The organism is Streptomyces sp. SID5643, assembly GCF_009872555.1.
Classification (GTDB): Bacteria; Actinomycetota; Actinomycetes; order Streptomycetales; family Streptomycetaceae; genus Streptomyces; species Streptomyces iakyrus.
Map to the genome: position 1 here is coordinate 23,842 of NZ_WWIC01000166.1, position 18,424 is coordinate 42,265.

The following is an 18,424-nucleotide window of genomic DNA, read 5'->3' on the forward strand; positions in this document are numbered from 1 at the left end:
CCGGCAGGGGGCCGGCACCTGAGGTGAGGAGCGGGCCGATGGCCGACACGAGCGTGCGGATCGACGGGAACACACTGCGGCTGCCGGGCGGGGCCGCCGTGCGGTTCATCCGCACCCTGCGCCTTCCGGAGACCGGCACCCATCCGCTGCCGCCCGGCCTCGGCGAGTTCCCGGTGCGGCGGGTCGCGGACTACGGGGACAGGGTTCCCGAGGCGTGGCGGGCCCGTGGCGGCGTGATGCTGCCGGTGTACCTGCGCGAGGCGATGTGGCTGAGCTTCGGGGGCACCACGGAGCCGGCCGCGCTCCAGGTCGGGGTCGGCAAGGTGTGCGCGGTCTCGGGCCGGCCCTGGAGCGACCGTCTTTCCCCCGACCCGCAGAACTACGTGGTGCTCCCCCGCCAGCCCTGGCTGGACGGCATCAACTCCGGCACGGGCACGGTCCGGCAGTTCGTGGCCGTCCCGCTCGGCCTGGGCGCCACCGTGGAGGGGCAGGTCACGGGCGAGGAGGTGTGGGGCGGGGTCCAGCTCCGGGCCTTCGCGCTGAACGACCGGGAGCTGGCGCGGTGGCGCGAGGAGGAGCGACAGCGCGCGGAGCGGCAGCGGTCGGTGCCGCCGCCGGGTGGGTACGGCGCCGCGATGCCGATGGCGGCGCCGCCCGTCTCGGCCGGCTTCGGCGCTCCGATGCCCATGGCGGCGCCGCCCGCGCCCGGGTCGGTTCCGGCACCGGCCCCGGGAGCCGCTCCGGCGGGCCCGCCTCGTGCGGCCGCGGCGATGGGTCTGGGCGTCGGCGGTTCCATGCGGCAGGAGGTCTACCAGGACGACCGGCCGCTCACGGACTGGTCTCAGCGACCCGCGGGCCGGGTCTTCGTCCACCTGGTGACTCCGCCGGAGTGGCGCCGCATCACCGGCGAGGCCGCACCGCCGTCGCCGGTCGACCGGGCCGCGTACACCCGGGCGGGCCTGCCCTGGTTCGACTACTACGACGAGGACGCGCAGGACCTTCCCCCCACCGGCACGCTCAAGGCCGTGAAGCCGGTCGGCGACTGGCTGGGCGACGATCACGAGCCCTGGCAGCCGCCCGCACCGGGGCAGATCCATCAGATCGAGGACGCCCCGGGCGAACCGGTCGCGGACGGGGACTGGTAGGCGTCCGGGGGCCTGCCGTTGTTGCACTCAGGAGCGCTGAAACGTCAAGGTGGCTGTCACGACGGGGACGAGTGACGACCTGAGGGGCGACATGGACAGTGGTGGCTGGAGCAGGCGCCGGTTCGTCGGCGCACTGGCGGGCGGGGCCGCCGCGGCGGCGCTGCCGGCCTGTGACAAAGCCCCCGAACCGGCGGCGACTCCGGCCCCGGAGCCCGAGGCGAGCACGAGCGCGTCGAGGGAGGCCCGTCGCCCCTCCGGACCCCGGCCGCTGTACCTCGGCACCTACACGTCCGCCGAGGGCGGCGGCAAGGGCATCGGCCTGGCCACGTACGACGCGGCGACGGGCCGGATCACCGGCAGCGGCACCATCACCGGCGTCGGCGACCCGTCGTATCTCGCGCTCCACCCGGACCGCCGCACGCTGTACGCCGTGGACGAGCGCGACGACGGAGCCGTGACCGCCGTCCGGCTGGCCGACCGGAAGGTCCTGGGCAGCCGCAGCACCGGCGGGGCGGCCCCCTGCCATCTGTCGGTGCATCCGGGCGGGCGCTGGCTGCTCAGCGCGAACTACGGCTCGGGCAGCGTGGCCGTGCACCCCATCGACGCCTCGGGCGCCCTGGGCGAGCGCTCCGACCTCGTCCGGCACACCGGTCCGCCGCCGGGTCCGGGCCAGGAGGGCCCGCACGCACACCAGTTCGTGACGAGCCCGGACGGGGGGCATGTCCTCGCCGTCGATCTGGGGACGGACACCGTCTACACGTACCGGCTGGACGACAAGGCCGGCACGCTCACCGAGGTCGCGCAGGCGCACACCCGGCCGGGCGCGGGGCCGCGCCACCTCACGTTCCACCCGGGCGGCCGGTACGCGTACCTCGCCAACGAGGCCGACAACACGGTGGCGGTCTGCTCGTACGACCGGGCCTCCGGCCGGGTGGAGGTCGGCGAGGCGCAGTCCACGGGCACGGGTCCGGGCACCAGCTACCCCGCGCAGATCCTGGTGACCGCCGACGGCCGCCACGCCTATCTCGCCAACCGGGGTCACAACAGCCTCACCCGGTACGCCGTCGAGGCGGACGGCGCCCGGCTCAGGCTGCTCGGGACGGTTCCGGTGGGCGGGGACTTCCCGCGGCAGATCGCCTTCTCTCCGGAGGGCACACTGCTGTTCGCGGCGAATCAGAAGTCCTCCGACGTCACCGTCTTCCACGTGGACGAGGCGAACGGCGGACTGCGGCGCGCGGGCGAGGCGTTCCCCTCACCCGTCGCCGTCTGTGCGCTGCCGCTGTAGGGCCCGCGGGCAGGAGGCGGCACTGGCCTGGCCGAGCAGGATGTGCATGCGCTCGGTGAGCTGTGCGACGTCGTCGGCGGGCGCGTGGAAGGCGAGGCGTACGTCGCCGTGGGCGCGGGCACGTTCGATGCGCAGCGTCAGCCCGTGCCGGTCGACGGCGAGGGGCTGGACGCGGACCGCGCCGTGCAGGCTGTCGGAGTCGACGAGCCGGGTGAGCCGCTCGACGGCGTCGGCGTGGCAGTCGGCGAGGTGGGTCAGCAACCGGGCCTCGGCCGTGGTGAGCGGGTCGGGCCCGGCGGCGGCGAACTCGTCGAGGTCCACGACCACCGAGCCGGACGGCTGCCGCAGCACCACGCGCGTGGGCGTGAAGGCGAGCCGCTCGCCCTCGACGGCGAACCAGCCCGCGAGCCACAGCCGGGCGCGGATCCGGTTGCGGACCGGGACGGGCGCGACGTCGGCGAACTCCAGCACCGCGGACGGCTCGCCGCGGGGCGCGCAGATCGCGGCCGCGAGCAGGGCGCTGTCCTCGGGCACGTCCACCCACACGCGACCGTCCTCGCCCACGGTGTGCGCGCCGACCAGTTCCTCCTTCGTGCCCTCCGCGGTCACGGAGCAGGACCACGCGGCGGCGAGCACCGAGCGCGCCCGCTCCGCGGCGGCGGGAGCCGCTGTCCAGCCGTGGTTGCCGTCACCCATCCCAGACCTCCTTAGGTAAGCCTCACCTAACCTATCGAAGATCCGGGTGCACGCCAACCACGTCACGCGGTCTTTGCGAGACCTTTCAGACAGCGAGGACGCCCAGCAGGGCGCGTGCGCACAGCTCGCGCACCTGCTCCCGGCCCAACTCCGTGCCGCGCAGCCACTCCAGACAGACGGCCGTGGTGAACGCAAGCCAGCCGCGCACGGCCAGCCGGATCTCCGGCCGCTCCTCGAAGGCCGGGCCGAACTCGGGGTCCGCGGCCAGCGCGGCGAGGATCTGCCGTTCCTGTGCGGCCAGGGCCCGCTGGTAGACCCTCCGCACCGCCTGGTCCCCGGCCGCGTCGGCGCGGTGGAAGGCCCGATAGCCGTGCGCGTGCGCCTGGACGTACTCCAGGAACGTCTCGAGTCCTGCCGCGAGTTGCTCACGGACCGGTACGCCGGGCACCGCCGCCGTCATGCGCAGCATGCGCTCGCTCTCGCGCTCGACGACCGCCGCGAAGAAGTCCCGTTTGGTCGGGAAGTAGTGGTAGAGCAGCCCGCGCGAGACCCCGGCGATCTCGGCGACCTGCTCGATCCACACGTCGTCGAAAGGACTCTCCGAGAACAGCCGCGCCCCGACCGACAGGAGCTGCTCCCGGCGCTCCTCGGTACTGAGCCGGCGGCGCGTGCGCCCGCCCTGGTTCGCGGCCATGCCCGCACTTTACTTGACGTCGGTTCAACAACGGGACCAGACTGAACCGCGCTATTGAACTCACGTACAACACATGCGAACCCGCCGCCGGAGCAAGGGAGATCGGGTCATGACCCAGGCGCCGATACGGACCGGGGAGCCCAAGGGGTTCCGCAGCGCCGAGCTGGGATGGCCGGAGCTGGACCGCATTCCGCATCCGCCGCGCAGGGTCCCGCTGCTCGGTGACGTGCTCGGCGTGAACCGGAGCACCCCCGTGCAGGAGTCGATGCGCTACGCCCGCCGATTGGGCCCGGTCTTCCGGCGGCGGGCGTTCGGCAAGGAGTTCGTCTTCGTGTGGGGCGCCCGGCACGCGGCGGACCTCGCGGACGAGTCGCGGTTCGCCAAACACGTGGGGCTCGGCGTGGCCAACCTGCGGCCGGTCGCCGGGGACGGCCTGTTCACGGCGTACAACCACGAGCCCAACTGGCAGCTGGCCCACGATGTGCTCGCGCCGGGGTTCAGCCGCGACGCCATGGCCGGCTACCACCCCATGATGCTGTCGGTCGCGCAGCGCCTGACGGAGCACTGGGACCGGGCGGCGACGACGGGCCGCTCGGTGGACGTGCCCGGCGACATGACCAAGCTGACGCTGGAGACGATCGCGCGCACCGGTTTCGGGCACGACTTCGGCTCCTTCGAGCGCTCCCGGCCGCACCCCTTCGTGACGGCGATGGTGGGCACGCTGACCTACGCGCAGCGGCTCAACACCGTGCCCTTCCCGCTGGCCCCGCTGCTGCTGCGGAGCGCGAGCCGCCGCAACGAGGCCGACATCGCCCACCTCAACCACACGGTCGACGAACTGGTCCGGGCCCGGCGCGCCACCGGCGGCGGTGACGGCGACCTGCTCGACCGCATGCTGGAGACGGCCCATCCCGACACCGGGGAACGGCTGTCACCGCAGAACGTCCGCCGCCAGGTCATCACGTTCCTCGTCGCGGGCCACGAGACGACCTCCGGCGCACTCTCCTTCGCCCTGCACTACCTCGCCCGCCACCCCCAGATCGCCGCCCGGGCCCGCGCCGAGGTGGACCACGTGTGGGGTGACGCGGCGGAACCCGCCTACGAGCAGGTGGCCCGGCTGCGCTACGTCCGCCGGGTGCTCGACGAGTCCCTGCGGCTGTGGCCCACCGCGCCCGCGTTCTCCCGGCAGGCCCGCGAGGACACGGTACTGGCCGGGGAGCACCCGATGCGGCGCGGGGCGTGGGCGCTGGTGCTGACGCCGATGCTGCACCGGGACCCCGAGGTGTGGGGCGCCGACGCCGAGCGCTTCGACCCCGACCGCTTCGACGCGCAGGCCGTGCGGTCCCGGCCGGCGCACACCTTCAAGCCGTTCGGGACGGGCGCCCGGGCGTGCATCGGGCGCCAGTTCGCACTGCACGAGGCCACCCTGGTACTCGGGCTGCTGCTGCGGCGCTACGAGCTGCGGGCCGACCCGGCCTACCGGCTGCGCGTGACGGAACGGCTGACGCTGATGCCGGAGGGCCTGCGGCTGCACCCGGAGCGCCGCACGCCGGTGCGGGAGCCGGGTTCAGACCTGCGCCGTCCAGTGACCGGGGCGGGCGAGTGAGCCGGGCAGCCGGGTTCCGGCGCTCCCCCGCGCCGCGTTCAGCTGAGGCTGGGTGAGGAAGAACGCGCCGGTCAGATCGGCGTCCGTGAGGTCCGCGTCGCGCAGGTCGGCACCGATCAGATCGGCGCCCCGCAGGTCCGCTCCGGTGAGGTCGGCGGCGATGAGGTAGGCGCCGCGGAGGCTGGCACCGCGCAGGTCGGCGCCCCTGAGCCGGGCGCCCATGAGATCCGCTCCCCGGCGGTCCTTCTTGCGGCCCTTGGTGTTGGCCCTGGCCAGCTCGCTCGTCCTGAGCAGCAGGACGTTGACCTCCTGGCGGTGCGCCGCCACGTCGAGCCCGGCGAGCTCCTCGGGTGTTCCCGCGGTGAGTTCCCGGGTCTTGCGCAGGGCCTTGTCCAGCTCCGGCCGGACGGGACGGGCCGCCGGCAGGGCGAGCGCCTCGGTCAGATACCACAGCAGCTCGTGCAGCTGCCTCACAACGGGGAACACCTCGAACATGCGGCGGGCGTCCTCCCGCGGCCCGGTGCGCCAGTCCCGCCCGCCGAAGATGACCTGCGAGACCTGCTGCCCGGCGCCGAAGCAGTCGTAGACCGTGCAGCCGGTGAATCCTTTCTGCCGGAGCCGGGCGTGGATGCCGCAGCGGTGGTCCTCCCGGAGGTTGCGGCAGGGCGTGCCGGCGGCCTTGTCCACCGCGAAGTCGGCCGAGGCGGCGAAGGGCAGGGCCACGCAGCACAGCCCGAAGCACCGCTCGCAGTCGCCGCGCAGTTCCGCCTGCTCAGCCTGGTGTTCTCGCATGCCGTTCAGCATACGGAACGACAACTGACGGGCGTATTCCGGTCACACCGCCGGCCGGGGCACCTCCAGACGCTCCAGCCGCTCGGGATCGGCCAGGATGTACAGGCCGGTGATGCGGCCGTCCGTGATCGTGACGCCCATGACCGACTGCACGCGGCCGTCGGGCGCGTTGACCACCCCGACCGAGCCGTTGACCAGCACCAGCTGAGCGGCCTGCGCGTAGCGGGCGAACATCAGCGCCTGCTCCGCCACCGTCTTGGCGCCCTGGACGACCTTGGACGCGGCCGCGCCCCGCACGAGCGCCCCCGAGTCGGCCCGCAGCACCACGTCCGGGTGCAGCAGTTCCAGCAACGCCTCGAAATCACCGCCGCGCGAAGCCGCCAGGAAGGCGTCGAGCACTTGCTTCTGCCGCCCGAGGTCGGGATCGGCCGACGGGGTGGCCCCGCGCACCCGGCGACGGGCACGGCTCGCCAGCTGCCGGGTCGCGGCCGCGCTGCGCTCCACGATCGGCGCGATGTCGTCGAACGGCACGGCGAACATGTCGTGCAGCACGAAGGCGAGCCGCTCGTCGGGCGTCAGGTTCTCCAGCACGACGAGCAGGGCCAGGCCCACCGAGTCGGCTTGGAGCACCTCCTCCGCAGGGTCGACCACGTGCGCCAGAGGCCTGAGCACCGGGTCCGGGACGAAGGCGTCGCCGATCGGTTCCTCGTGGCGTGCGGCGCGCGAGCGCAGCAGGTCCAGGCAGATGCGGCCGGTCACGGTCGTCAGCCAGCCGCCCAGGTTCCCGATGTCGTCCGCGTCGGAGCGGCTCAGCCGCAGCCAGGTCTCCTGGACGGCGTCCTCCGCCTCGGCCAGTGACCCCAGCATGCGGTAGGCGACCGCCTTCAGGTGGCCGCGGTGCTCCTCGAACCGCCCGGCCAGTTCCTCGCTGCCCCTCATGGTCTCCCCCGTCATCCGTCGATCAACCGCTGATCATCTGCTGAACAGTTCGAACGTCACCGCGGGCCTGCCCCCGAACCGCTCCCCCATGGCCTCGGCGTGCCCGGTCAGGAAACCGCGGACGTACGTCTCCGGGTCCTCGTCGGTCAACACCTCGATGTAGCTGCGGTGTTCCAGCAGGGACGCCACCGCGCGCTCCATGCCGGCCGTCGCGTCGACGGCGTGGGTGGGGCTGCTGGAACCCGCGACCGCGACCCAGCGCACGCCGTCCCAGGGGTCGAGGCCCTGCTCGACGAGCTCGGGGAAGATCCACCGGTTCCCGGCGTCGCCGGCCGCGTCGAGCGTGGCCCGGCCCACGGCCACGTGGTCCGGGGTGTTCCAGGCGACGCCGCCCCAGGTGTCGCGGTGGTTGAGCGTGATGACCAGCTCGGGCCTGTGCCGGCGGATGGCGGCGGCGATGTCGCGGCGCAGGGCGGTGCCGTATTCGATGACGCCGTCCGCGTGGTCGAGGAACTCCACCTCCGACACGCCGACCACTGCCGCGCTCGCCCGCTGCTCGCGCTCGCGCAGCGGCCCGCACCGCGCGGGCTCGATGGTGTCGATGCCCGCCTCGCCCCGGGTCGCGAGGACGTAGGCGACCTCGCGGCCCTCGTCGGTCCAGGCCGCGATCGCCGCGGAGCAGCCGTACTCGAGGTCGTCGGGGTGGGCCACGACCGCGAGGGCGCGCCGCCAGTCGCCCGGCATGGGCTGGAGTTGCGTGCTCGTCGGCTCCGTCATGTCGGCAGGTTAGTCCCCGCCACCGGCATCACGCCTCGTCCCGCACGAGGGCCAGCAGCCGGTCGAGGACGCGGGGGCCGCCGGTGCGGATGCCGTCGTGCTCGAACTCGTCCGTGATCCAGGTGCGCAGCCCCCGGATCGTGCGGGCGGTGCGCAAGGACTGGGCCGTGTCGACGTACATGTCGTCGTGGTAGACGGCGGCCACGACCGGTACCTCGTTGGCGGCGAGGCGGGCCGGGTCGTACAGGGGCGTCCAGTCGGTGCGGGCGGCGAGCAGGTCGGCGGTCTCGCGCAGCGGGCGCAGGGCCGGGTCGCACTCGAACATCCAGGGGTGAATCGATTCTCCCGTGAACAGGAGGGGCTCGTCGCCCGCGAGCGCCTTGGCGGCGTCGAACTGCGGGAACTCGGCGCGGACCCGCTCGGCCGACCAGTCGGTGGGCCGGGCGTCCTGGCCGTAGATCGACTCGTGGATCAGGGCGTACAGCGGGTGGCGGGCGTAGGAGAGCATGGCCTGCGTCTGCTCCAGGAACGCGTCGGAGAGCGTGGAGCCCTGCGGGGTGCGGACGAAGGCGTTCTCCAGGAGGTAGTGCAGGCGGTGGGTGCCGTCGCCGGCGCCGAGGACGATGCCGAGGGACTGGAAGGCCTCGACGGTGAGCCGGTAGCCGCCTGCCAGGACCACGTCGTGGTGCAGCAGATGGTCGGCGATGCGGCGGGCGCGTTCGGCGTCCTGCGGGTAGCGGGCGTAGTGGGCGGCGACCTTGCGTTCGATGCGCGGGAAGGCGGCCCGGTAGACGTCGTCGGCGTGGGCGTCCAGGGAGGGCAGACCGCCGGTGATCACGGCCGTCGCCAGGCCCTCGGGGGCGAGGGACAGGTAGCTGGTGAGACAGAAGCCGCCGAAGCTCTGGCCGAGGACGGTCCAGGGGGCGCCGCCGGTGACCTCGGCGCGGATGACCTCGCAGTCGCGGACGATCGCGTCGGCGCGGAAGTGCGTGAGGTAGCCGGCCTGCTCGGCCGGGCCGCCGACCCCCGGGAGCGTCTGGCGGTTGGCGGGTGTGCTGTGGCCGGTGCCGCGCTGGTCGAGGAGGAGGACGCGGTACTCCTTCAGGGCCCTGCCGAGCCAGCCCGGCCGGCCGACGGAGCGGTCCGCGCCGAAGCCGGGGCCGCCCTGGAGGTAGAGCAGCCACGGGAGGTCCTGGTGCGTCCTGTCGCTCGCGACGACCTCGCGGGCGTACAGCTCGATCGTCTCGCCGCCGGGGCGGTCGTGGTCGAGGGGGACGGTGAAGCGGCGGTCGGTGAGGACGACTCCGGGCTGGCGGTAACTGTGGGTCAACAGGGCTCCCGGGACGGACGGATTTTCGGGCCGCGTCCCAGTTCATCACAGTGAACGTCCGCTCGTGAGCCCTTCGATCATGAAACCTTGCTGAACGGCGGTTCAGACTCAGCGGGCGGACAGGCTGGAGCGGCGGACCACCAGCTCGGGCTGGAGGACGACCCTGCGGTGCTCGTGCGGCCGCCCCGCGCCCTCCTCCGTCTCCTCCAGGAGCAGGTCGGCGGCCATGGCGCCCATGGTGACGGCGGGCTGGCGCACCGAGGTGAGCGGGACGGCAGCGGCGGCGGCGAACTCGATGTCGTCGTAGCCGACGATGGCGAGGTCGTCGGGGACGCCGACACCGGCCGCGTACATGGCCTGGAGTACGCCGAGGGCGAGCAGGTCATTGGCGCAGAACACGGCGGTCGGCCGGTCGGCGAGGCCGAGGAGGCGGGCCCCGGCGTCGCGGCCGGCGGCGACGTCCAGCCGCTCGGTGGGCAGTTCGCGCAGCGCGTCGGGCCCGAGCCCGGCCTCGGCGAGCGCTTCGAGGGCGCCGGTGCGCCGGTCGCGGACCTGGTTGAGGCCGGGCGGGCCGCTCACATACGCGAGGGAGCGGTGCCCGGCGTCGACGAGGTGGCGTACGGCCAGGGCGCCGCCCGCCACGTCGTCGACGGAGACGGAGCACTCGGTGGTGCCCTCGGCGACCCGGTCGACCAGGACGAACGGGATGCCGTGCCGGCGGAACGCCTCGATGGTGCGGCCGGTCGCGTCGGCGGGCGTGAGCAGCACACCGCGCACCCGCTGCTCGGCGAAGAGGGACAGGTACTCGGCTTCCTCGCCCGGGTCCTGGGCACTGTTGCAGACCATCACGCCGAGTCCGGCCCGGCGGGCGGCGCGCTCGGCCCCGCGCGCCACGTCGACGAAGAAGGGGTTGCCCATGTCGAGGACGAGCAGCCCCATGATGCGGCTGCGGCCGGCGCGCAGCTGGCGGGCCGACTCGCTGCGGACGTAACCGAGCCGGTCTATCGCGGACAGCACCCGGGCCCGGGTCTCGGTCGCGACCGTGTCCGGGCGGTTGATCACGTTCGAGACCGTGCCGACGGAGACTCCGGCGACGCGGGCGACGTCCTTGATACCCACCGACTGGGCCATCGGGCAGGGACCTCCAGAGGGAGACGAAGGGGGGCGGCGGCCGGGGCGGCTTCACACTACCGGCACGCCGCCCCGGGAACCGGATGCGGTCAGGCGGGCAGGCGGAAGTCGATCACGTGCAGCGCCGAGGGCGTCGTACCGCTGGACTTCTCCTGGTACATGAAGGACAGCACCCCGTCCTGCGCGACCCGCGTCTCGTCGATGACGACCTCTCCGAAGGCACTCAGGCCGCTGCCGTCGAAGAGGATCTTCCAGTCGGTGTACCCGGAGGCCGCCGAGGCGCCGGCGATCCGCCCGAAGGGGAAGACGGCGTACGCGTTGTCGTACTTGTCCAGGAGCAACTTGGTGCGCTGGCTGGAGTTCAGCGGGACCGGTATCTCGGTCTTCTGCCAGGTGCCGGAGGCGTTCCTGCGGACGTGGAAGGCGCGGCCGTTCGCGGTCCGGTTCGCGACGTAGTTCGTGGTGCACTGGCCGAAGCGGCCCGGGACGTAGGAGATGATCGCGTGCGGCCGGCCCGCGGAGTCGGTGAACTGGCTCTCCTGGTTCATCAGGGAGTGGTCCGGGTTGAGCGGGTCCACGACCAGGCCGGCGTCGGTCACGGACACCTTGTCGGAGCCGCCGGTGACGCCGACGACGGTGCCGGCGTTGTTGCGCCAGGTGCGGCCCCGGTCGTCGGAGTAGACGTAGCCGGTGTCGTGGTTGGTGATGCCACCGCTGTTGCACATGACGGCGCCGTTCTGCTCGCGCCAGGTGAAGAAGGAGTGCAGGCGGCCGTTGCGGTCGTAGTCGATGCCGTGCAGGTACATGTTGCGGGCCGTCGAGGAGCCGTGCTCGCTGGTGTACGTGCCGGTCGAGCTGGACCACTCGCCGAGGTTGGTCCACTTCGTGCCGTCGTACTCGGCGAGGGCGTTGCGGCCGTTGCCGGAGACGGCGACGCGGTAGCTCAGCTGGAGCTTGCCGTCCGGGGTGGAGACGAACTGGGGGTAGGTGAACTGCGAGGTCAGCGCCAGGCCGTCGAGCGTCGACTGGGGTGCGCCGAAGCGGCTCGCGGTCCAGCTCAGACTCCCGGGGTTGTCCATGAGCCCGGCGACCGACTTGACGTAGGTGAAGCCGTCGCTGTGGGAGTCCATGTTGAGGTGCAGCCGGCCGTCGACCTTGGAGACGCCCATGGAGATGACGTTGTGGGAGTCGTTGTACCGCAGGGTGTGCCCGACCTTCACGGTCGACCAGGAACTGGCACCGAGGGCGCGGCGGCCGACGACGGCGTTGCGGTCGGCGGTGTACCAGACGGCGTACTGGTAGCCCTTGTAGGTCAGCAGGCCGTTCTTCTGGAACGCGTTGTTGTTGACCAGCCCGTCGTAGGACACGAAGAAGAGGGCCTGGGCGTCGAGCGTGGTGGTGCCGGTCCGGGTGACCGAGGGGCCGGGATCGGCGGCCCGTGCCGTGCCGGCGGCGAAGGCGGGGGTCACCACTGCTCCCGCAAGGGCGGCGGCCAGCAAGGTACGTCTGTGCATCTCGTCGACTCCATCGTCATGCGAGGTGGAACACTTCGGTGAGGGGTTTCATGGCCTCGTCGGGCCGGGCGCCGTCCAGCGACTCGAAGAACGGCGCCATCTCCGCCTGCCAGCGGGCGTTGACGTCGGTGGCTTCCATGGCGGCCCGGGCGGCCGCGAAGTCCTCGGTCTCCAGGTAGCCGACGAGCAGTCCGTCCTCGCGCAGGAAGAGCGAGTAGTTGTGCCAGCCGGTCTCCGAGAGCGCCTGGAGCATCTCGGGCCATACCGCGGCGTGCCGCTCGCGGTACTCGTCGAGGCGCTCCGCCCGGACCTTCAGCAGGAAGCACACGCGCTGCATCAACGACCCCCAGGATCTAGAAGTTGAACTGGTCGATGTTCTTGGCGTCGAAGACGGTCGGCTTGCCGAGGCTGATCACGCCGTCCTTGCCGATGGTGTACTCGCCCATGGAGCCGGCCTTGAAGGTCTCGCCCTCCTTGCCGGTGATCTGCCCGGAGGACAGGGCGACGGCGGTGCGGGCGGCCAGCTCGCCGAGCTTGGCCGGGTCCCACAGCTCGAACGCCTCGACGGTCCCGTTCTTGACGTACTTGCGCATGTCGTTGGGGGTGCCGAGGCCGGTCAGCTTGACCTTGCCCTTGTACTTGGAGCCCGACAGGTACTGGGCGGCGGCCTTGATGCCGACGGTGGTCGGGGAGATGATCCCCTTCAGGTTCGGGTACTCCTGGAGCAGGCCCTGGGTCTGCTGGAAGGACTGCTGGGCGTCGTCGTTGCCGTACGCGGTCTTCACCAGCTTCATGTTCTTGTACTCGGGCTTCTTCAGCTCGTCCTTCATGAAGTCGATCCAGGTGTTCTGGTTCGTCGCGGTCTGCGCGGCGGACAGGATCGCGATCTCGCCCTTGTAGCCGATCTGCTTGGCGAGCAGCTGCACCTCGGTGCGGCCCAGGTCCTCGGCGGAGGCCTGGGAGACGAAGGCGTTGCGGCAGTCGGGTGTGGTGTCGGAGTCGTAGGTGACGACCTTGATGTCGTTCTTCATGGCCTGCTTGAGCGCGGTGCACAGCGCACCGGGGTCCTGCGCGGAGACGGCCATGGCGTCGACCTGCTGCTGGGTGAGCGTGTTGACGTAGGAGACCTGCCCCGCGGTGTCGGTCGCGCTGGACGGGCCGACCTCCTTGTAGCTGGAGCCCAGCTCCTTGAGCGCCTTCTCGCCGCCCTTGTCGGCGCTGGTGAAGTACGGGTTGTTGACCTGCTTGGGCAGGAACCCGACGGTGAGGCCCTTCTTGGTGGCCGCGTTCGGGTCGGCCTTGCCGGCGGTGGCGGCGGAGGCGCCCTCGTCCGCGACGTCCTTCTTGGTGGTGCCGCCGCAGGCGGTGAGCGCGAGCGCGAGGGAGGTGGCGGTGGCGAGGGCCGCGCAGCTGCGGCGCAGGGTTGACTTACGCATGGCGTTGGTCCTTTACGAGGAAGGGCTGGTTACGAGGTGGGAGTCGAGGCGGCTCTGCGGCCCGCCCTCGCTGTGGAGATCTGCCGCAGGACCCGGGGGCCGAGCACGGACAGAACGAGCAGGATGCCGGTGACGACGATCTGGGACTGGGCGGACACGTCCTGGAGGCTCATCACGTTCTGCAGCGCGCCGAGGAGGAACACCCCGGCGATCGCGCCGCCCAGTGTGCCCTTGCCGCCGTCGAAGTCGATGCCGCCGAGCAACACGGCGGCCACGACGGACAGTTCGAGGCCGGTGGCGTTGTCGTAGCGGGCGCTGGCGTAGTGCAGCGCCCAGAAGACGCCGGTCAGCGAGGCCATCAGCCCGGTCAGCGTGAAAAGGATCAGCTTCTGCCGCTTGACCCGGATGCCGGCGAACCGCGCCGCCTCCTCGCTCGCCCCGATCGCGAACAGCGAGCGTCCGAACGGTGTGGCGTGCAGCGCGACCACGGCGATGGCGAGCAGGACGAGGAACGGCAGCAGTGCGTACGGGATGAAGGTGTCCCCGATGCGCCCGGCCGCGAAGTCCAGGTACTGCGTCGGGAAGTCGGTCACCGCGTCGGAGCCGAGCACGATCTGCGCGATGCCCCGGTAGGCGGCCAGCGTGCCGATGGTGACGGCGAGGGACGGCAGCCCCAGCCTGGTCACCAGCAGACCGTTGACCAGCCCGCACACGACACCGAGCAGCAGGCAGATCGGGATGATCGTCTCGATGGTCATGCCCTGGTTCCACAGGGCGCCCATCACGGCACCGGACAGACCGGCCGTGGAGGCGACCGACAGGTCGATCTCACCGGAGACGACCAGCAGGGTCATCGGCAGGGCGATCAGCGCGATCGGCAGGGTGTTGCCGATCAGGAACGACAGGTTGAGCGCGTTGCCGAATCCGTCGACGAAGCCGAAGGAGAACAGCAGGACCACGACGAGCAGGGCGCCGACGGCGGAATCCCACCTCTTCAGGCCGGACCAGCCGGCCGCTCGGCTCGGGGAGATGTCAGCCATGGCGGGCGTTCCTCTTCTTCAGGGCGGAGGCCACGCGCAGCGCGACGACCCGGTCGACCGCGATGGCGAGGATGAGCAGGATGCCGTTGATGGCGAGCACCCAGACGGAGCTGACGCCGAGGGCGGGCAGCACGCTGTTGATGGAGGTCAGCAGCAGTGCGCCGAGGGCCGCGCCGTAGACGCTGCCGGAGCCGCCGGTGAAGACGACGCCGCCGACCACGACCGCGCTGACGACGGTGAGTTCGTAGCCGTTGCCGGTGCCGGAGTCGACGTTGCCGAACCGGGCGAGGTACATCGCGCCGGCGAGTCCGGCGAGGGCGCCGCAGAAGGTGTAGGCGGCGAGGATCCGCTTGCGGACGGGGATGCCGGCGAGGCGGGCGGCCTCGGGATTGGAGCCGAGCGCGTACAGCTCGCGTCCGCTTGCGAAGTGCTTGAGGTAGTAGGCGGTGGCGACGAGCACCGCCAGCGCGATCAGCGCCAGGTACGGCACCGCCGAGATGCCTCCGGAGCCGAAGTCGACGAATCCGCCGGGCAGATCGGCCGCGGTGATCTGGCGGGAGCCGACCCAGATGGAGTCGATGCCGCGGATGATGTAGAGCGTGCCGAGGGTGACGACGAGCGCGGGCACCTGACCGAGGCTGACGAGCAGTCCGTTGAGCAGTCCGAAGCCGATCCCGAGCAGCACGGCCAGGGCGATCGCCACGACGGGGTTTCCACCGCCCTGGAGGTGGACGCCGGCGGCGAACGCACTGATGCCGAGCGTGGATCCGACGGACAGGTCGACGTTGCGGGTGATGACGACGAGGGACTGGCCGGTGGCGACCAGGACCAGGATCGTCGCGTTGAGCAACAGGTCCTTGATGCCCTGTTCGGACAGGAACTCGCTGTTGCCGGCCTGGGTGACGGCGATCATCACCAGGAAGACGAGCAGGATGGCGAGTTCGCGCATCTTGAAGACGCGGTCGACCAGCCGGGTTCCGCTCGACTTGGGCACGTCGGCCACGGGGGCTTCCTGCGGGGTGACGACCGTCATGCGGCGGCCCTCCCGGTGGCTGCGGCCATCACGGTCTCCTCGGTGGCGTCGGTGCGGGGGATCTCGGCGGTGAGGCGGCCCTCGTGCATCACCAGTACGCGGTCGGCCATGCCGAGGATCTCGGGCAGGTCGGAGGAGATCATCAGGACGGCCACGCCGTCGGCGGCCAGCTGGGACAGCAGCCGGTGCACCTCGGCCTTGGTGCCGACGTCGATGCCGCGGGTGGGCTCGTCGACGATCAGCACCTTCGGGCCGGTGGCCAGCCACTTGGCGAGCACGACCTTCTGCTGGTTTCCGCCGGAGAGCGTGTTGACGGTGTCGGCGATCCGGGCGTACTTCACCTGGAGCCTGACGGCCCAGTCGAGGGAGCGGCTGCGCTCGGCGCCGCGGTCCATGAGGCCGGCCTTCACGGTCGTGCGGAGCCCGGTGAGGCCGATGTTCCGCTCGATCGACATGTCCATCACCAGGCCCTGGGCGCGCCGGTCTTCCGGCACCAGGGCGAGTCCGGCGGACATCGCGGTGGACGGGGCGCCGTTGACCAGGGCCTTGCCGTCGACGGAGACCTCTCCGGCGTCCCAGCGGTCGATGCCGAACACGGCCCGGGCGACCTCCGTGCGCCCGGCGCCGACAAGTCCGGCCAGACCGACGATCTCGCCGTGCCGGACCTCGAAGGAGACATCGGTGAACACGCCCTCGCGGGTCAGCCGGCGCACGCTCAGGGCGACCTCGCCCGGCTCGACCTCCTGCTTGGGGTACAGCTCCTCGAGGTCGCGGCCGACCATGCGGCGCACCAGGTCGTCCTCGGTCATGCCCTCCAGCGGCTCGCTGGCGATCCACGCGCCGTCGCGCAGGGTGGTGACCCGCCGGCAGATCTCGAAGATCTCCTCCAGCCGGTGGGAGATGAACAGCACGGCGGCGCCCTGGTCGCGCAGGGTGCGCACGACGCCGAAGAGGCGGGCGACCTCGCTGCCGGTGAGGGCGGCCGTCGGCTCGTCCATGATCAGGACCCGGGCGTCGAAGGAGAGGGCCTTGGCGATCTCGACGATCTGCTGGTCGGCGATGGACAGGCCGCGGGCGGGCCGGTCGGGGTCGAGTTCGACACCGAGGCGCTCCATCAGGGCGGCCGTCGCGTTGTGGGTGGCCTTGTGGTCGATCCGGCCGAGGGCGCGGCGCGGCTGGCGGCCCATGTAGATGTTCTCGGCGATCGACAGGTCGGGGAAGAGCGTGGGCTCCTGGTAGATCACGGCGATGCCGGCGTCGCGGGCGTCGCCGGGGCCGTGGAAGGCGACGGGCGCACCGTCGAGCAGCACCTGGCCGGCGTCCGGGCGGTGCACCCCGGCGAGGGTCTTGATGAGGGTGGACTTGCCGGCACCGTTCTCACCGGCGAGTGCGTGCACCTCCCCCGGAAACAGCTCCAGGGAGACGTCCCGCAGTGCGCGGACCGCGCCGAAGGACTTGGAAACGTCCTTCAGTGCGAGGACCGGGGCCGGACCCGTGATGGACGGGTGGGTCATGAGGGCTCCTCGACGACGCCGGCGGGTCGGCCCTCTCGGCGTCGTGAAAGGTTTCAACTGGGTTGCCGGGACGTTAGGCGGGCCGCGCATGTCACGTCAATGGGTTCCGGTCGAAAAAGTTTCGAGGACAGAAGGTCACGCGCCGATCACGGGAAGGCGTCTTGGCCGCAGGGGTTGACACCCCTCCGGGGGGCCCATAGCTTCGCGTCCTGAATCGTTTCATTCAGTGGTCGTCACGACCCATGTCACAGGAGCCTGACGTGACCGAGCTCGCCGCGGCGAAGGCCGCTCTCAAGACACAGGCCGTCGAGACGCCGTCGTGGGCGTACGGGAACTCGGGCACGCGCTTCAAGGTGTTCGCACAGCAGGGTGTGCCGCGCACCCCGTTCGAGAAGCTGGACGACGCGGCGAAGGTGCACGAGTTCACGGGCGTCGCCCCGACCGTGGCCCTGCACATCCCGTGGGACAAGGTCGACGACTACGCGGCGCTGGCCAGGCATGCCGAGCAGCGGGGCGTGAAGCTCGGGGCGATCAACTCCAACACCTTCCAGGACGACGACTACAAGCTCGGGAGCATCTGTCATCCGGAGGCCTCCGTGCGGCGCAAGGCCGTCGATCACCTGCTGGAGTGCGTCGACATCATGGACGCGACCGGTTCGACGGATCTGAAGCTGTGGTTCGCCGACGGGACCAACTACCCCGGGCAGGACGACATCCGAGGGCGGCAGGACCGGCTGGCCGAGGGGCTGGCGGAGGTCTACGAGCGGCTCGGGGACGGGCAGCGGATGCTGCTGGAGTACAAGTTCTTCGAGCCGGCGTTCTACACGACGGACGTGCCGGACTGGGGCACCGCCTACGCCCACTGTCTGAAGCTCGGGCCGAAGGCGCAGGTCGTGGTCGACACGGGGCATCACGCGCCCGGGACCAACATCGAGTTCATCGTGGCGACGCTGCTGCGCGAGGGGAAGCTCGGGGGATTCGACTTCAACTCCCGTTTCTACGCGGACGACGACCTGATGGTCGGGGCCGCGGATCCGTTCCAGTTGTTCCGGATCATGTACGAGGTCGTGCGGGGCGGTGGCTTCTCTCCCGAGGTCGCGTTCATGCTCGACCAGTGCCACAACATCGAGGCGAAGATCCCGGCGATCATCCGGTCGGTGATGAACGTGCAGGAGGCCACGGCGAAGGCGCTGCTGATCGACCGCGTCGCTTTGGCCGATGCACAGGCAGCCGGTGACGTGCTCGGGGCGAATGCCGTGATCATGGACGCGTACAACACGGATGTGCGGCCGTTGCTCGCGGAGGTCCGGGGCGAGATGGGGCTGGACGCGAACCCGATCGCCGCGTACCAGGCGTCCGGGTGGGCCGAGAAGATCGTCGCCGAGCGGGTCGGCGGGCAGCAGGCGGGGTGGGGCGCGTAGGCGTCTGCCTGGATCTGTTGCCCGCGGGGTGCGGGTCGACCGTGGTTGATCGCGCAGTTCCCCGCGCCCCT

The 18,424-nt window shown here is 71.6% G+C and carries 17 protein-coding genes; 4 read left to right on the forward strand and 13 right to left on the reverse strand.

Annotated features, from left to right (window positions below; translation table 11 throughout):
- Window positions 1–38: 38 nt before the first annotated feature.
- Window positions 39–1,145 (forward strand): hypothetical protein, encoded by a 1,107-nt coding sequence (locus tag GTY56_RS19965; RefSeq protein WP_161366718.1) that lies wholly within the window; start codon window positions 39–41, stop codon window positions 1,143–1,145.
- Window positions 1,146–1,236: 91 nt separating this feature from the next.
- The gene (locus tag GTY56_RS19970) at window positions 1,237–2,430 is read left to right on the forward strand and encodes a lactonase family protein (RefSeq protein ID WP_161366734.1); all 1,194 of its coding nucleotides are present in this window, start codon (window positions 1,237–1,239) and stop codon (window positions 2,428–2,430) included.
- Here the strand turns inward: GTY56_RS19970 and GTY56_RS19975 are convergent.
- Together GTY56_RS19975 and GTY56_RS19980 are read right to left on the reverse strand one after the other, a co-directional pair.
- On the reverse strand, window positions 2,398–3,126 hold the full coding sequence (locus tag GTY56_RS19975) for a DUF2470 domain-containing protein (protein ID WP_161366719.1): 729 nt from the start codon (window positions 3,124–3,126) through the stop codon (window positions 2,398–2,400). The genes GTY56_RS19970 and GTY56_RS19975 overlap by 33 nt on opposite strands.
- A gap of 85 nt (window positions 3,127–3,211) precedes the next feature.
- Window positions 3,212–3,820 (reverse strand): TetR/AcrR family transcriptional regulator, encoded by a 609-nt coding sequence (locus GTY56_RS19980; RefSeq protein WP_161366720.1) that lies wholly within the window; start codon window positions 3,818–3,820, stop codon window positions 3,212–3,214.
- A gap of 109 nt (window positions 3,821–3,929) precedes the next feature.
- Between GTY56_RS19980 and GTY56_RS19985 the strand changes: the two genes are divergently transcribed.
- Window positions 3,930–5,426, forward strand: coding sequence for a cytochrome P450 (locus GTY56_RS19985; protein ID WP_161366721.1), 1,497 nt, complete (start codon window positions 3,930–3,932; stop codon window positions 5,424–5,426).
- Here GTY56_RS19985 and GTY56_RS19990 read toward each other — a convergent pair.
- The 11 genes from GTY56_RS19990 to GTY56_RS20040 all read right to left on the reverse strand — a co-directional run bounded on the left by GTY56_RS19990 (window position 5,388) and on the right by GTY56_RS20040 (window position 16,932).
- A complete protein-coding gene (locus GTY56_RS19990) occupies window positions 5,388–6,230 on the reverse strand; it encodes a pentapeptide repeat-containing protein (protein ID WP_202510474.1) in 843 nt (280 codons plus the stop codon). The two genes, GTY56_RS19985 and GTY56_RS19990, sit on opposite strands and share 39 nt — an antisense overlap.
- Window positions 6,231–6,260: 30 nt before the next feature.
- A complete protein-coding gene (gene sigJ, locus GTY56_RS19995; RefSeq protein WP_161366723.1) occupies window positions 6,261–7,157 on the reverse strand; it encodes an RNA polymerase sigma factor SigJ in 897 nt (298 codons plus the stop codon).
- A gap of 33 nt (window positions 7,158–7,190) precedes the next feature.
- Window positions 7,191–7,934 carry a PIG-L deacetylase family protein gene (locus GTY56_RS20000; protein WP_161366724.1) on the reverse strand — a complete coding sequence of 248 codons (744 nt, stop codon included), beginning with the start codon at window positions 7,932–7,934 and terminating at the stop codon, window positions 7,191–7,193.
- Between the two features lie 28 nt (window positions 7,935–7,962).
- Complete coding sequence (locus GTY56_RS20005) at window positions 7,963–9,264, reverse strand: alpha/beta fold hydrolase (protein WP_161366725.1); 1,302 nt, start codon at window positions 9,262–9,264, stop codon at window positions 7,963–7,965.
- A gap of 108 nt (window positions 9,265–9,372) precedes the next feature.
- Complete coding sequence (locus tag GTY56_RS20010; protein ID WP_161366726.1) at window positions 9,373–10,395, reverse strand: LacI family DNA-binding transcriptional regulator; 1,023 nt, start codon at window positions 10,393–10,395, stop codon at window positions 9,373–9,375.
- A gap of 89 nt (window positions 10,396–10,484) precedes the next feature.
- On the reverse strand, window positions 10,485–11,909 hold the full coding sequence (locus GTY56_RS20015) for a BNR repeat-containing protein (RefSeq protein WP_161366727.1): 1,425 nt from the start codon (window positions 11,907–11,909) through the stop codon (window positions 10,485–10,487).
- Between the two features lie 16 nt (window positions 11,910–11,925).
- Complete coding sequence (locus GTY56_RS20020; protein ID WP_033308610.1) at window positions 11,926–12,246, reverse strand: L-rhamnose mutarotase; 321 nt, start codon at window positions 12,244–12,246, stop codon at window positions 11,926–11,928.
- Window positions 12,247–12,262: 16 nt separating this feature from the next.
- Window positions 12,263–13,345, reverse strand: coding sequence for a rhamnose ABC transporter substrate-binding protein (gene rhaS / locus GTY56_RS20025; RefSeq protein WP_030845249.1), 1,083 nt, complete (start codon window positions 13,343–13,345; stop codon window positions 12,263–12,265).
- Between the two features lie 29 nt (window positions 13,346–13,374).
- Window positions 13,375–14,385, reverse strand: coding sequence for an ABC transporter permease (locus tag GTY56_RS20030; RefSeq protein ID WP_161366728.1), 1,011 nt, complete (start codon window positions 14,383–14,385; stop codon window positions 13,375–13,377).
- Window positions 14,378–15,418 (reverse strand): ABC transporter permease, encoded by a 1,041-nt coding sequence (locus GTY56_RS20035; RefSeq protein ID WP_161366729.1) that lies wholly within the window; start codon window positions 15,416–15,418, stop codon window positions 14,378–14,380. The genes GTY56_RS20030 and GTY56_RS20035 overlap by 8 nt, the downstream gene beginning before the upstream one ends.
- Window positions 15,415–16,932, reverse strand: a complete 1,518-nt coding sequence (locus GTY56_RS20040) for a sugar ABC transporter ATP-binding protein (protein ID WP_161366730.1) — start codon at window positions 16,930–16,932, stop codon at window positions 15,415–15,417. The genes GTY56_RS20035 and GTY56_RS20040 overlap by 4 nt, the downstream gene beginning before the upstream one ends.
- A 260-nt stretch (window positions 16,933–17,192) precedes the next feature.
- Between GTY56_RS20040 and rhaI the strand changes: the two genes are divergently transcribed.
- The gene (gene rhaI / locus GTY56_RS20045) at window positions 17,193–18,353 is read left to right on the forward strand and encodes an L-rhamnose isomerase (RefSeq protein ID WP_161366731.1); all 1,161 of its coding nucleotides are present in this window, start codon (window positions 17,193–17,195) and stop codon (window positions 18,351–18,353) included.
- Window positions 18,354–18,424: the final 71 nt, after the last annotated feature.